Genomic DNA, 15,286 nt, shown 5'->3' on the forward strand with positions numbered 1-15,286 from the left:
TATTAAAATTATGTTATATACTCAGATTTATATTGTCACCTCAAAAATAATTAATGAAAATAGGAATAGTTTGCTATCCAACCTTTGGTGGTAGCGGAGTAGTAGCCACCGAGCTTGGAAAAGCTCTGGCTCAAAGAGGAAATGAAGTACACTTTATTACATATTCGCAGCCCATCAGACTTGATTTTTTTAATGAAAATATTTTTTATCACGAAGTAAATATTTCCAACTATCCACTTTTCGAATATCCTCCTTATGAGTCAGCTTTGGCCGGCAAAATGGTGGATGTAGTAAAATATGCCAAATTAGATATACTTCATGTGCATTATGCCATACCCCACGCTACTTCTGCGTTTTTAGCAAAACAAATTTTAAAGCTTGAGGGAATAAATATACCGGTGATAACCACTTTACATGGAACCGATATCTCGATTGTGGGCCGTGATCCGGCTTTGAGTCCAATAGTAACTTTTGGAATCAATAATTCTGATGGCGTTACTGCTGTTTCTGAAGATTTGAAAAAGGATACTTTTAAGTCTTTCAAAATCACAAATGAAATAGAGGTTATCTACAATTTTGTGGATTTAACCAGGTTTTATAAGCAGAAAAAGGATCATTTCAAGAGTTTGATTTGCCCTAATAATGAAAAATTGCTTGTACACGCCTCCAACTTCAGAAAAGTAAAACGTGTGGAGGATATTATCAGAGCATTTGCAAAAATCAGACTGGAAGTGCCGAGTAAACTTTTGATGGTGGGCGACGGTGAAGAAAGACAGAAGATGGAGGAACTTTGCCGAAAACTCGATTTATGTGAGGATGTAAGGTTTATTGGTAAATTGGATGCTATAGAGGAAGTATTGTCGGTTGCAGATTTGTTTTTGATGCCTTCCGAAAAAGAAAGTTTTGGTTTGGCAGCCCTTGAAGCCATGGCCTGTGAAGTACCTGTGATATCCTCAAACATTGGAGGTCTTGCTGAATTAAATATCCACGGGGAAACCGGTTTCCTGAGTAATGTAGGCGATATTGATGATATGGTAAAAAATGCTATTTTTGTATTGAAAGATGAAAACTTACCAATATTTAAGAAAAATGCACTTCAGAGAGCCAAGCTATTTGACCTGAATCTGATTGTGCCTAAATATGAGAGTTTTTACAAAACAATAATGAAAAAAATGGCTAAATGAGAGAGCTTTCCTATCTCAATAAGTATTTCATAAAATATAAATATCTACTTTTTTTAGGGGTAAGTTTTACGCTGATTTCCAATCTTTTTGCCATTATTCCTGCTCAGGTGGTGCGGCATGCATTGGAGATGGTCAAGAATAACATTGACCAGTACCGTTTGTTTTCAGGCTCTGTGTTGCAGAAATCAATTTATGAAATTATTACTCTAAGTATTGCCGTATTTGGTGCCATAATTTTGCTCATGGCTATATTAAAAGGAGTGTTTCTGTTTGCTGTTCGTCAGACCATCATTGTTATGTCAAGGTATATTGAGTATGATCTCAAAAACGAGATTTATTCTCATTATCAGACTCTTCCTTTAGCTTTTTATAAAAAAAATTCCACCGGCGACCTGATGGCTCGAATCTCGGAAGATGTTGGAAAAGTAAGAATGTATTTGGGGCCATCGCTTATGTACCTGATCAATATGGTAATTCTGGTCTTTCTGGTAATCTCCTATATGTTTTCTGTAAATGTGCGGCTCACCTGGTATGTTTTGATTCCAATGCCCGTGCTTTCTATCAGTATTTTCTTTGTTAGTAGTGTCATAAATAAGAAATCGGAACTTATTCAGAAATCATTATCTAATTTGTCAACTTTTGTGCAGGAGTCTTTTTCAGGAATAAGGGTTATCAAGTCTTTTGCAAAAGAGGACGTATTCTTCCGTTCATTTGAAAAAGAAAGTAAAAACTATCAACACCAAACTATGGGCTTGACCAGAGTAGATTCTTTGTTTTCGCCTTCAATCATGTTTTTGATAGGGTTTAGCACTGTAATCTGTATCTACATTGGCGGTCAGGAAATTATTGCCGGTCGTTTGTCTGCCGGTAATATCGCCGAATTTATCATGTATGTTTTTATGCTAACATGGCCTTTAACGGCTTTGGGCTGGACATCGGGTCAAATTCAAAGGGCAGAAGCATCGCAGAAAAGAATCAATGAATTTTTGAAAACTAAAAATACGATTCTTTCGGATAAAAATATTAAAAATGACCTTCAAGGTAATATCAGGTTTGAACAGGTTAGTTTTTTGTATCCTGATACCGGTATTCAGGCCCTGAAAAATATCAGTTTTGAAATTGAAAAAGGGAATTCTCTGGCCATAATTGGCACTACCGGCTCAGGTAAAAGTACTTTGGCTTCGCTGATGTTAAGAATGTATGACGTTAGCTCAGGTAAAATACTAATTGATGATATTCCGGTTCAGGACTATGAAGTAGCACATTATCGACAACAAATGGGCTATGTACCTCAGGAGGTTTTTCTTTTCTCCGATACTATAAAGGGGAATATTAAGTTTGGGAAAAATTCCGCCTCACATGAAGATGTACTTCAAGCGGCCCGTGATGCCGAGATTTTTGACAATATTATGGGTTTTGATAAAGGATTTGAAACCATAGTAGGAGAGAGGGGAATTACGCTTTCCGGAGGTCAAAAACAAAGGACTTCTATCGCGAGAGCTTTGATCAAGGATCCAAAGATTTTGATTTTGGACGATTGTCTGTCTGCTGTTGATACACATACCGAAAATCATATTTTAGAAAACCTGAAAAGATTAATGAAAGGTAAAACCACCATCATTATTTCTCACAGGGTTTCGAATGCCCGTTTAGCCGACCAAATCATTGTTCTGGATCAGGGAGAAATAATTGAAAAAGGAAGCCATGATCAGTTGCTGGAATATGGAGGTGCCTATAAAGAGCTGTATGACAGACAGATATTAAAAGAAGAAGTCTATTGATGAAAGAAGTTTTAGATAAAATTGAGGCGGTCATTTTTGACATGGATGGACTTTTGGTGGATTCAGAACCACTATGGCACATCGCCGAAAAAGAAGTATTTGCGGAAGTTGGTCTTATCTTAACTACTGAAGATTGCCTAAAGACTACCGGTGTGCCTACCAGCGGAGTGTTTGATTATTGGTATAAAAAACGCCCCTGGCTGGGTAAAACCAAGGAAGAGCTTGAAGAACTGTTATTTGAGAAAATCAAAGTATTGATAAAAGAAAGAGCCGAACCTATGCCCGGTGTCAATGAAATCATAGATTTTTTTATTTCCAAAGGTTTAAAAATAGGTGTAGCCTCAGCTTCCCCTATGTTTTTGATTGAAATAGTCCTTGAAAAATTACAACTTAATTCCAAATTTGATTTTTATCATTCTGCTCTTCTGGAAAAACGAAACAAACCTAATCCTGATGTTTACTGGACAGTTGCAAATAAGCTTGGTAAGCCAATTGAAAAGTGCCTTATCCTCGAAGATTCTATCAATGGCGTAAAAGGAGCTGTCGCTTCTGGTGCTATAACCATTGCGGTGCCTGAAGCACATTTTTTTGAACGGGAGGAATATTCCATCGCTTTTCACAAAGTTTCCGGATTACCATCGCTTCTGGAATGGATAAATACATAAAATTCTGATAATACTCATACACTACACTTACCAAACGTCATTTCATTACGTGTATTTTTTACACAAATTCGCACCATGAAGCACCCAAGGCGGATTTTGGTCCACAAAACCTGATAATAGTATCAAAAAGTGTGTCATTCGTGCAAAAAAGGGTGTGTTATTATTAAATCTTATGAAAAATTACGTGTCAGCAGAAGAAGCCGTCAAACTTATTAAGTCGGGAGATAGTGTATTTGTACATACAGCTGGAGCCACTCCTACGGTGTTGACCAAAGCCATGGCTCAAAGACATGAGGAACTCAAAAATGTCAAAGTTTACCATTTGCATACAGAGGGTGAAGCCGCCTATGCATCTGAAGAAATGAGCAAGAGTTTTCATGTCAATTCATTTTTCCTGGGTGCTAACCTCAGAAAACCTACAAATGAGGGATACGCCGATTTTATACCTGCGTTTTTGAGCGAAGTTCCCATCTTGATGAGAAGAGGTATCATCCCTATTGATGTGGCTCTGATTCAGGTTTCGCCTCCTGACAAACATGGTTTTTGCTCTTTGGGAATCTCTATTGATGCTACCAAAGCTGCCACAGATGTTGCAAAAACAGTAATAGCACAAGTAAACCCTAAAATGCCCAGGACGCATGGGGATGGTCTATTGCACATCAGCAAATTTGCAGCAATGGTTTATCACGATGCAGAATTGCCATTAATGCCGCCGCATCCATTGACCCCTGAAGAAACTAAAATAGGGGAGCACATTGCCGGAATGATTTGTGACCGTGCTACTTTGCAATTGGGTATCGGTGCCATTCCTGATGCCGTTTTGTCTCTGTTGGGAAATCATAAAGACCTGGGAATCCATACAGAAATGTTTTCTGATGGTATCATTCCTTTGGTTGAGGGTGGTGTAATTACTAATAAGTATAAAACCCGCCACAAAGACGTGATTGTTTCAGGATTTATGCTGGGTTCAAGGAAATTGTATGATTTTGTGGATGATAACCCCGGAATCAGGATGCTGGACATTGAATACGTGAACGACACGACAGTAATCAGAAGATTGCCAAATATGGTCAGTATAAACAGTGCGATTGAAGTTGATATAACCGGACAGGTTTGTGCCGACTCTATCGGAACCAGGATGTTCTCAGGTATTGGTGGTCAAATGGACTTTATCAGAGGAGCTTCATTATCTCCTGGTGGTAAGCCAATAATTGCCTTAACTTCGACAACCAATAAAGGAGAATCAAAAATAGCCTCAATGTTGAAACCAGGTGCTGGTGTAGTAACAACCCGGGCACACGTTCATTACATTGTAACTGAATACGGTGTTGCCGATTTATATGGTAAAAACCTGAGAGAAAGGGCAAAAGCCATGATTGCAATTGCTCATCCTGATCACAGAGAGCATTTGGAAAAAGAAGCATTTGACAGATTTAAGATTTTTTGATAAAATCAGTAAAGCCTGAGAGATATTTAGGGGAAAAATAAATTAAGTTTGGGGAAAATTTCAACCAATGGAGTATTTTGCCGAACAAGATTTTGATAAGAATTCATTTTTAAAAGAGAAAATAATTAAAGCCGAATATGAGGCTTGTACTTTTAAAAATTGTGATTTTTCCCGCAAACATCTCTCAGGTTTTATTTTTAGTGACTGCCGGTTTATTGATTGCAATTTGTCACTCGTTTCTTTTAAATCCGCTGCCCTGAAAGAAGTAGAATTTATTGATTGCAAAATTTCGGGTGTTGATTTTTCTCTGGTAAATCCATTTTTATTAGAGGTGAAATTCATTGGTTCTATTGTCGAGAACTGTATATTTCAGGATTTAAATCTGAAAAAAACAAATTTTCTAAATTGTTCCATGAAAGGAGCTGATTTTTCCAACACAAAACTTCAGGAATCAAAATTTCTTGATTGTGATTTATTAGATGCTACTTTTGACAATTCTGATTTACAAAAAGCCGACTTCAGAACAAGTAAAAATTTCAGAATAAATCCATCAAAAAATCAGCTTTCGGGTGCGAAGTTTTCACGACATAATATCGATGGCTTGCTACTTGATTTTAAAATAAATATCGAATAGGATTATTTAGGCAACATTTTTTAGGTCTGGTGCGTATTGGTTAATAAAGTTTTCATACTGTTTTTATTAACGCATTTTACCAATATTTGATAATGTCCAAAATTAAAGCCTTGTTAACCTCTTTATTACTAGCCGAATTATTTTTTTCCTGCAAAAAAAGCACTGATATAGTTCCGGATGACTCTTCAGATACCCAGGATGAAGTCAATGCCCTCGAAAACATGGAGCTTGCTTCAGATTACACATGGAACACCACTGACGAGAAAGTTATCACTCTTAATGGCACAACTGGAACAGTGAATGGTACAGGTGCTACTATCTCAAATGGAATATTAAATATTTCATCGGCAGGTACTTATAAGATTTCAGGTACTTTGACAAACGGACAAATCGTTGTGAGCACCGATGACAAAAATTTGGTGAGGGTTATTTTTAATGGTGTAAATATAACTTCCTCAAAAAGTTCTCCTTTATTTCTTGATAATGCCGAAAAAGTGATTGTCGTACTTGCGGAAGGTTCCAACAACGTCCTGACGGATGCTTCGACTTATACTGATGTTTCGGAAGGACAGAATGCAGCATTTTTTAGCCAAACCTACACGGCCATAATGGGAGCAGGGAATCTTACAGTTAATGGAAAATTTGCTGATGGAATAGCCAGCAAAGATGGATTGGTAATAAAAAATGGGAATATCACAGTAAATTCGGTTGATGATGGAATCAGAGGTAAAGATTTTTTGGTAATCAGAGGTGGTACTTTTAATGTGAATTCCGGTGGTGATGGCCTGAAGTCAGACAACGAAACTGATGCCGATTTTGGTTATATAGGAATTGAAGACGGTACATTTAAAATCACCTCAGGAGGTGATGGAATAAGTGCTCAAACAAATGTTAACATTACCGGAGGAGATTTTAATATTACGAGCGGTGGTGGAAGTAGCAAAACTGTGGCAGAAACCCTATCAGCAAAAGGTATAAAAGGGTTAACTTCAGTAGCCTTAAACGGTAATTTTACCATTAATTCTGCTGATGATGGTATTCACTCCAATACTAAAGTTTCGGTTTTTGATGGCATATATGAAGTTTCATCTGCTGATAATGGCATTCATGCCGACAATGAGGTTGTGATAAAAATAGGAACTATTAATATCACTAAAGCATATGAAGGAATCGAAGCAAAATTTATTACCATTGATGATGGCAATTTAAGTATAGTTTCAAGCAACGACTGTCTCAATGCCACCGCCGGAAACAGAACTGAACAAAATGATGGAGCAATATTAACCATAAATGGAGGATACATTGCCCTTAACGGTTCGGCTGGTGATCCTTTGGATAGCAATGGCAGCATGGTACAATCAGGGGGCACTGTGATAGCACACGGTCCGAATTCCAGCCCTGAAGTACCGATTGATTATAATGGTACTTTTAATATCTCAGGTGGAATTTTGCTGGCTTCTGCTCCCGGAACCCAAATGTTTCAGGCACCGAGTACTTCGTCAAAACAAAATTCTTTGAAATTGACGTTTAAATCTCAAAATGCTGCCGAAACCCTGTTTCATGTCAAAGATGATAAAGGAAACACTCTCATAACATTTAAGCCCGTCAGAAAATACATCGGAATTGTGTTTTCATCAGCTGAACTTGTAAAAGGAACCACTTATACCATCAGTACCGGAGGAACTTCAACAGGAACATTGAATGGAGGCCTTTATTCGGGCGGTGTTTATAGTGGTGGAACCGAAAAGGGTACTTTTACGATTACTTCAGCGGTAACCAGCGTTAGTATTTGATTTTTAGAATGTTAATTTTAATAATACAATAAAAGCCTGAGAGTTTCTCCCAGGCTTTTTTACGATTTTTACAAAAAAATAAGATTTTATTAAATCACCACATTGACGATTCTCTTAGGCACCACGATGATTTTCTTTAAAGGTTTGCCTTCCATCCACTTGATTACCTGCTCGTTGGAAAGGACAGCCTTTTCGATATCTTCTTTGCTCATATCAGCCGGGAAATTAAGATTGACTCTCACTTTTCCGTTTACTTGCACAGGATATTCAAAGCTATCTTCTACCAAAAATTCAGGATTCCATTGAGGGAATTGCTGCAATGTGATGCTTTCAGTGTTTCCGGTCAGGCTCCAGAGCTCTTCTGCAATATGCGGAGCATATGATGAAATAATGACCAATAAGTCGCTCAAAATGGCCTTTTTATGGCATTTCAAATCTGTCAATTCATTTACACAAATCATGAAAGTACTGACCGAAGTGTTGAAAGAGAAGTTTTCTACATCTTCTTCTACCTTTTTGATGGTTTTGTGTAACGATTTTAATTCCTCTTTAGTCGGTTCAGCATCTGAAACTAAATATTTGCCATTTTGGTCAAAAAATAACCTCCAGAATTTCCTTAAAAAGCGGTTGGTACCTTCAATCCCCCTTGTATCCCATGGTTTTGACTCGGTCAATGGACCCAAAAACATTTCATACAACCTCAAAGTATCCGCACCATATCTTTCTACCAAATCATCTGGATTAACAACATTGTATTTTGATTTGGACATTTTTTCAACTTCCGAGCCACAAACATATTTTCCATCTTCAAGAATAAATTGAGGATCATCGCCAATATCATTTCTGGTGTTTTTGAATTTTTCCAAATCCAAAACATCATTATCTACGATATTTACATCTACATGAAGTTTTACGGTTTCGTATTGATCTTTTAAGCCAAACGAAACAAAAGTAGGCTTTTCTGCATCTTTCAATCGATACACAAAATTGCTTCTTCCCTGAATCATCCCCTGATTAATCAGTTTTTTGGCAAATTCTTCTTCCTGCACATGACCCAGATCTTTCAAAACTTTATTCCAGAACCGGCTGTACAAAAGGTGTCCTGTTGCATGCTCAGTACCACCCAGATACAAATCAATATCTTTCCAATAGTCAATGGCTTCTTTTGAAGCAAAGGCATCAGAATTATTTGCATCCATATATCTGAACCAATACCAGCTACTTCCCGCCCAGCCGGGCATAGTGCTCATTTCCAGTGGATAAACCTCTGAAGAACCTTCTGGTGAATAAGTCCAGTTTTTAGCTCGTCCCAAAGGTGGCTCGCCGGTTTCGGTCGGTTGGTATTTGTCAATTTCAGGCAAAATCAATGGCAAATCCTTTTTATCTACCAAATGTGGAATATCTCTGCCTTCAGCATTTTTCTTGAAATAAACCGGGACGGGCTCACCCCAGTATCTTTGTCTGGCAAAAACCGCATCTCTCAGACGGAAATTAACTTTGCCTTTTCCGATACCGTTTGCTTCCAGATATTCAATCAATTTGGCGGTACCTTCTTTATAGCCCAGACCATTGATCATTCCCGAATTGATATATTTCCCCTCTTTGGTAGGATCAGCCTGAGTTTCTAAGTTTTGTTGGGCATCAAGTATTTGCGGTTTACCAAGACCAAAATGTTCAGCAAAATTCCAGTCACGTTGGTCACCTGAAGGCACGGCCATCACTGCACCGGTTCCGTATCCCGCCAACACGTAATCTGCAATCCAAATCGGCACTCTTTCACCATTGAACGGATTGATACAATACGAACCTGTAAATGCCCCGGAAACCGTTTTTACATCGGCTACACGATCCAATTCTGAGCGTTTTTGGGTTTCGGTGATGTAATTTTCGATATCAGATACCTGACTTTCGGTGGTCAATTCGGCAACCCATTCATGCTCAGGAGCCAAAACCAGGAATGTCACGCCATAAATGGTGTCAATTCTCGTGGTAAAGACCTCAATTTTTTTGTCAGAATTCTCAACGGCAAATTTCACTGAAGCACCATTAGAGCGGCCAATCCAGTTGCGTTGCTGGTCTTTCAATGATTCTGACCAATCTATGGTTTCGAGTCCGTTTATCAATCTGTCGGCATAGGCGGTGATACGCATCATCCACTGACTCATTTTTTTCTGAATCACCGGATAACCCCCACGCTCCGAAACGCCATCTTTTACTTCATCATTGGATAATACCATACCCAACTCGGGGCAGAAATTCACCACAGACTCGGCTAAATATGTCAGACGATAATCCAAAGAAACTTCATATTGTTTTTCGGCAGACCAGCTATTCCATTCTTCAGCCGTAAATGTGGGTAAATCTTCTTCGCAGGCAGCTTTGGCGGCTTTTGAACCCCCTTTTGAGAATAAGTCAAAAAGTGTTTCTATTTTCTCTGCCTTGTCGGTTTCTTTATTGTACCAGGCATTGAAAAGCTCCATAAATATCCATTGGGTCCATTTGTAGTAGGAGGGATCCGAAGTTCTTACTTCTCGTGACCAGTCATAGCAAAAACCAATGTTTTTGAGCTGTTTGATATAGGTCTCAATGTTCTTTTCGGTCGTAATGGCAGGATGTTGCCCGGTCTGAATGGCGTATTGCTCAGCAGGCAAACCAAATGAGTCAAATCCCATCGGATGCAATACATTGAAGCCCTTAAGTTTTTTGTATCTGGAATATATATCAGAAGCGATGTATCCGAGAGGGTGACCAACGTGCAATCCAGCACCTGAAGGGTAAGGAAACATGTCTAACACATAACATTTTGGTTTTGCGGTGTCGATTTCAACTTTATTGGTCTGATTTTCTTCCCAATATTGCTGCCATTTTTTTTCTATTTCCCGGTGTCTGTACTCTGCCATTCTTGCGTTTTATCTAAAAATTTCCGCAAAAATAGCGATTTTTGATGGAAAAATGTTACTTTGGTTAAATGTAATTCGAGCTCTTTATTTCAGATTATTTTGGTTGTGTTCTTTAAGATTATTGAAGTAAATTTATTTAAAATCAGATAATATGGTAAATTTTGTAATTTTGTAAAAAAGAAAAAAATGAGTAATAATTTAAAAACACCTTTGAACCAAGCTCAGATGATGGTATTGCAGGTAGTAAATGAGCAATACAATGAAACTGATTTAGCTGAATTGAGACAGTTGTTAATAGATTTTAATCATAAAAAAATGCAAAAAAACCTTGATAAAACTGTTGAAGAAAAAGCTTATACTTTTCAAGATTTCGAAAAAATTTTGAAAGGACACGCAAGAAATTCACGCTAAAATGCTCAGAATTGTATTAGATACCAACGTTTTAGTTGCAAGTATTTCTCAGAAATCTCCTTTTTATTGGGTTTGGGAAGCATTTGTCCATGGAAAATACCAACTTTGTATTACTACCGAAATTTTAGATGAATATGCTGAAATAATTGAGCGTTATTTTTCAGTTTTGGATGCAGAAAACACGCTTAATCAAATAATGCTTAGTCAAAATATTATTCAAATTGTCAGGTATTATGAATGGAACGCAATAACTAAAGATCCTGACGATAATAAATTTTTTGATTGTGCTGTTGCAGCAAATGCCCATTTTATCGTTTCTGAAGACAAGCATTTTAATGTTTTGACTAAAATTTCATTTCCAAAAGTAAATAGAATAAAAACAGAAGATTTTAAAAAATTGATTGAAATTGAATAGACTTGGTTTTGTGAAAAAAACCAGGATAATTTTATAGTTTCAATTTTTTGATTTTTTTTAAATAGCTTTTAGTTGATTTTCAAAATTGTTTTAAAAACTACTTCTTTTTCAACTCTTCCTCCAGTTTCCTGATCTTAAATTTTTGTAGTTCAATGATTTCCAAAAGTTGTTCTACGTTTTTGTCAAGTCCATAAACTTCTTCCGGTTCATTCAAAATATTTGGTTCTGAAGTATTTAGCATTTGACCACGGCCAGTGATAAGCCAAATCGGGTTAAGGTCGGGGAATAATTTGCAGATTTTGGCTATTTTATCACTACCAATTTCTTTGCTGTATTTGATGGCACGGGAAATGGTACCATTGCCTATTTCCAGAATAGTTTCAAACTTCCTTATGCTAAAATTTTATAAACTATGAATTCTTTTAATCTTTCGAGCATGAAATAATGAAAAAAATCTACAAAATGTTATTTTTGTAGAATAAAGTCTATATATTTATCAGATATTAACTACTTACTACTACAATGAAACAAAAGTACAATACTTCCACAAAAAGAAACTTAAGATTTGAGGAAAAATTCACGAGAGGAGATTTGATGAAAATAAAAATAATGAGTGGCAAAAGCTACGACACAGTGAGGAAAACTCTAATTTATCAAACGCTTCATAACCAGGAAGTCATAGAAGCTGCTAAAACGATAATTGAATTCAATAAAAAAATATTTACAAAATAATGCTACTAGATTTAAACACATTCAGACAGTTTTGGTTTGGAACGAACTCTTCAAGTAATAAAGACGAAATTGAACAATTAAAAGAACAATTGTACAACTACAAAAGGCTATTTGAAGCTTCGGAAAATGAAAGGGAATTGTTGATGAAAAAATTAATTGACCTCGAAAAAAACAAAAACACCTCCAATTATTGAATTGAAGGTGTTTTTTAGAAATTATAACTATTTCGCTTCTTCTTTATCTTCCACAAATTGGACACTAAAAGCCGCAAGCAAGAAACATATACCTCCAAAGATTAATGAATATATAGCGTGGTCATTAAACAGATATTTTACAAAAAGCCCTCCCACCAATGCATTCAGGATTTGGGGAATGGTGATGAAAAGGTTAAAAATACCCATGTAAACCCCAATTTTTTGTACTGGTAATGCACCACCCAAAATGGCATATGGCATAGCCAAAATACTTCCCCATGCCATGCCGACACCTACCATTGACACAATCAAAAACTCAGGATTTGGAGCAAAATATATAGAAATCAAACCGATAGCTCCGGCAACCAATGAAAATGCATGAGTTTTTTTACGGCCAATTTTCGCAGCAAGCTTAGGCAAAATGAAAGCATAGATAGCAGAAACTCCATTATAAACCCCAAAAATTATTCCTACCCAGTCACCGGCTTTGTTAAACATCACGGAGGAATGGTCGTCGGTTGGTAGCCCATAAATATGCTGTGCAACCGCAGAAGTGGTATAAACCCACATACTAAACAAGCCAAACCAGGAGAAAAACTGAACAAGGCCCAATTGTTTCATTGTTTTAGGCATGGCGATAATATCTGCTAAAATATTAGATTTCGGAGCCGAAGATTCATGTTCATCGCCATATGCTTTCAACTCTTCAGGTGAATATTCAGAAGTAGTAGAAATGGTCCAGATAATACTACCCAATAACACCACACCACCGATAATAAACGACCAGATTACATTTTGAGGCACTTGTCCGGCGGCAGTTTCCTGATTCATACCCAGCCAATTGGTCAATGCATAAGGAAGCCATGAGCCGACTACAGCACCAATTCCTATCAGGACTGTTTGAATAGAATATCCTCTGGTTCTTTGCTCTGAATTTAGTTTATCCGCCACCAAAGCTCTGAAGGGTTCCATGGCTACATTAAATGAGGCATCCATTATCATCAAAAAACCTGCTCCAAACCATAGAGCGGGCAAATATTTCGTAAAACTTCCGGCATTGGGCATCATAAACAAGCCTATTGCGGCCAATACCGCTCCAACCAGAAAGAATGGGCGTCTTCTGCCAAGTTTAGTCCAGGTGCCATCGCTCCATTTTCCTATGATGGGTTGCACAATCATACCTGTAAGGGGTGCCACGATCCAAAACCAGGAAAGCTCGTGCACATCGGCCCCAAAATTCATTAAAATACGGCTTGCATTACCATTTTGTAGTGCAAAACCCATCTGAATTCCGAGGAATCCCAGACTCATATTCCAGATTGAAGAAGTTGAAAGAGCCGGTTTGTTATTTTTTTTTGAAGAATTAATCTGTCCTCCTGATGCCATTGTATTTAAGGTTTAAGTATTATTTAAGTTCGAATATTTTAAATGAATTAGGGGCTACCGAAATAGATTCCAATTTTACATCCTCTGAATTAATTTTAATCCGATGTTTTTCCTTCCCTTCAAATTTTTGGGTGGCCTTGATTACCTTTTTTCCCGGAAAACTTACTGTCAACAAATCAACCGGAAGTCTTATCTCAGAATTTAAAGTATTGTTTTTGTCAAAATTATAAACAAAAAGTAGCATTTGACCCTGAATAAATCTCAGATAAGCATAGGTTTTATTTGGGTTATATTCCTGATTATTGTTTAAGTATTGTAAATCATGGAATTCACCATAGGCGATGGCTACATTGGATAATGAAAAATAAAGGGTTTTTTTATAAAAATCACGAATAGCCTTTTGTTCAGGTTTTAAGTTTTTAATCTCAAATTTACCATCTGAAATCCAGTCTTGTAGCTCAGGCAAACCCCAGAAATCAAAAATGGTGGTTCGGCCGTCATTTCCCTGAAAACCTTCGGCTTTGTCGGGTTTTACACCTAATTCTTGCCCAAAATATACCATCACCGGACCGGTATGTAGCGTAGCTGACAGCATCCAGGCAGCAAAGGCAGACTCTGGATTTTTTCCAAAAAAGTCGGAAGCAATCCGGTGCTCATCATGATTTTCAAGAAAACGCAACATGTGATTGGCAAAGTCGCCCGATTCTTTTTGCCATACATTCGTGATATCCATGGCATTTCCATGACCTTCAATCAACCTTCTCAAAGCATCATAGAGACCTACTTTGTCATATAGATAGTCAAATTTTCCATTAAAAATATAATTGGCGTACTCTCCGGGATTATAGATTTCTGCAATGAAAATCGTATTTGGGTATTTTGCTTTAATTTTTGGAATGACCCAGCCCCAAAATTCCACAGGCACCATTTCGGCCATATCACATCTGAAGCCATCCACGCCTTTTTTACTCCAATATTCCAGAATTTCATACATTTTATTCCAGGTATCAGGAATCGGGTTAAAATGCCTGCTACGATTATCAAGGTAATCAACACCATAATTGAGTTTTATGGTTTCAAACCAGTCATTGATATTGGGTTGAGCTGAGAAAACATCATTTCCGGTGGCTTTTGCAGGGTTTTCGGTGTAATTTTCAGAAAACTCAACAGGAGGTTTTATGTCTGAAGGTAGCTGAAGGGCATCTTTCAGATAATAAAAATTATTCTGATTCGAAAAACTACCAGATTTTTCATCTTTTTCGCCAAAATCCTGAATTCCTTCCGGCTTTACATCTGATTTGTATTGACGAGCTACATGGTTAGGAACAAAATCAATAAGCACCTGAAGTCCAAGGTCATGGGTTCTTTTTACCAAAGCCTCAAATTCTTTCATTCTTTCATTGACATTGCTCGCAAGATAAGGATTCACATCATAATAATCTTTGATGGCGTAAGGCGAGCCCGCTATTCCCTTTACAACTTGAGGGTGATCGGCTTTAATTCCAAATTCACTAAAGTCAGTCATGGTCGCGTGTTCTATCACACCGGTGTACCAAATGTGGCTGGCTCCCAACTCCCGTAAAGACTTCAGAGCATTTTCGTTAATATCAGAAAATTTGGTCGTACCATTTTGCTGAAGTGTGCCATTAAAATTATTCGATACGTTTTGATTAGCAAATAATCGTGTAAAGATCTGATAAACAACAATTTTGTCCTGCCTCTGTGCCACTGCCAAGTTCATAAT

At 37.4% G+C, this 15,286-nt stretch carries 13 protein-coding genes; 10 read left to right on the forward strand and 3 right to left on the reverse strand.

The genetic code is table 11. The features are described from left to right. Positions 1-53 precede the first annotated feature (53 nt). From bshA to IPP61_16155, 6 genes are all read left to right on the forward strand, one after another. Entirely contained in the window at positions 54-1,184 is a 1,131-nt protein-coding gene (gene bshA, locus IPP61_16130) for an N-acetyl-alpha-D-glucosaminyl L-malate synthase BshA (protein ID MBL0326679.1), read from the forward strand. Beyond that, complete coding sequence (locus IPP61_16135) at positions 1,181-2,965, forward strand: ABC transporter ATP-binding protein (GenBank protein MBL0326680.1); 1,785 nt, start codon at positions 1,181-1,183, stop codon at positions 2,963-2,965. Before bshA ends, IPP61_16135 begins: the two co-directional genes overlap by 4 nt. Then, the gene (gene hxpB / locus IPP61_16140) at positions 2,965-3,630 is read left to right on the forward strand and encodes a hexitol phosphatase HxpB (protein MBL0326681.1); all 666 of its coding nucleotides are present in this window, start codon (positions 2,965-2,967) and stop codon (positions 3,628-3,630) included. Before IPP61_16135 ends, hxpB begins: the two co-directional genes overlap by 1 nt. A 172-nt stretch (positions 3,631-3,802) precedes the next feature. Continuing rightward, positions 3,803-5,077, forward strand: a complete 1,275-nt coding sequence (locus IPP61_16145; protein ID MBL0326682.1) for an acetyl-CoA hydrolase/transferase family protein — start codon at positions 3,803-3,805, stop codon at positions 5,075-5,077. A gap of 67 nt (positions 5,078-5,144) precedes the next feature. Continuing rightward, complete coding sequence (locus tag IPP61_16150; GenBank protein MBL0326683.1) at positions 5,145-5,711, forward strand: pentapeptide repeat-containing protein; 567 nt, start codon at positions 5,145-5,147, stop codon at positions 5,709-5,711. A 92-nt stretch (positions 5,712-5,803) separates the two neighbouring features. Next, the gene (locus tag IPP61_16155; GenBank protein MBL0326684.1) at positions 5,804-7,504 is read left to right on the forward strand and encodes a carbohydrate-binding domain-containing protein; all 1,701 of its coding nucleotides are present in this window, start codon (positions 5,804-5,806) and stop codon (positions 7,502-7,504) included. An 89-nt stretch (positions 7,505-7,593) separates the two neighbouring features. On the opposite strand, the gene IPP61_16160 is transcribed toward IPP61_16155, so the two are convergent. Beyond that, positions 7,594-10,404 carry a leucine--tRNA ligase gene (locus IPP61_16160; protein ID MBL0326685.1) on the reverse strand — a complete coding sequence of 937 codons (2,811 nt, stop codon included), beginning with the start codon at positions 10,402-10,404 and terminating at the stop codon, positions 7,594-7,596. Between the two features lie 186 nt (positions 10,405-10,590). Here IPP61_16160 and IPP61_16165 point away from each other — a divergent pair, with 186 nt between their 5' ends. The 4 genes from IPP61_16165 to IPP61_16180 all read left to right on the forward strand — a co-directional run bounded on the left by IPP61_16165 (position 10,591) and on the right by IPP61_16180 (position 12,156). Next, a complete protein-coding gene (locus IPP61_16165) occupies positions 10,591-10,815 on the forward strand; it encodes a hypothetical protein (protein MBL0326686.1) in 225 nt (74 codons plus the stop codon). A 1-nt stretch (position 10,816) separates the two neighbouring features. Further along, the gene (locus IPP61_16170) at positions 10,817-11,230 is read left to right on the forward strand and encodes a putative toxin-antitoxin system toxin component, PIN family (GenBank protein ID MBL0326687.1); all 414 of its coding nucleotides are present in this window, start codon (positions 10,817-10,819) and stop codon (positions 11,228-11,230) included. A gap of 522 nt (positions 11,231-11,752) precedes the next feature. After that, on the forward strand, positions 11,753-11,962 hold the full coding sequence (locus IPP61_16175) for a hypothetical protein (GenBank protein ID MBL0326688.1): 210 nt from the start codon (positions 11,753-11,755) through the stop codon (positions 11,960-11,962). Next, on the forward strand, positions 11,962-12,156 hold the full coding sequence (locus tag IPP61_16180; protein MBL0326689.1) for a hypothetical protein: 195 nt from the start codon (positions 11,962-11,964) through the stop codon (positions 12,154-12,156). The genes IPP61_16175 and IPP61_16180 overlap by 1 nt, the downstream gene beginning before the upstream one ends. A gap of 27 nt (positions 12,157-12,183) precedes the next feature. Here the strand turns inward: IPP61_16180 and IPP61_16185 are convergent, their stop codons facing one another. Continuing rightward, positions 12,184-13,467: an MFS transporter gene (locus IPP61_16185; protein ID MBL0326690.1), complete on the reverse strand. Its 1,284-nt coding sequence runs from the start codon at positions 13,465-13,467 to the stop codon at positions 12,184-12,186. Between the two features lie 94 nt (positions 13,468-13,561). Next, positions 13,562-15,283 carry an alpha-amylase family protein gene (locus IPP61_16190; protein MBL0326691.1) on the reverse strand — a complete coding sequence of 574 codons (1,722 nt, stop codon included), beginning with the start codon at positions 15,281-15,283 and terminating at the stop codon, positions 13,562-13,564. Between the last annotated feature and the right edge of the window lie 3 nt (positions 15,284-15,286).

It is taken from the genome of Cytophagaceae bacterium, assembly GCA_016722655.1.
Taxonomy (GTDB): Bacteria; Bacteroidota; Bacteroidia; order Cytophagales; family Spirosomataceae; genus Leadbetterella.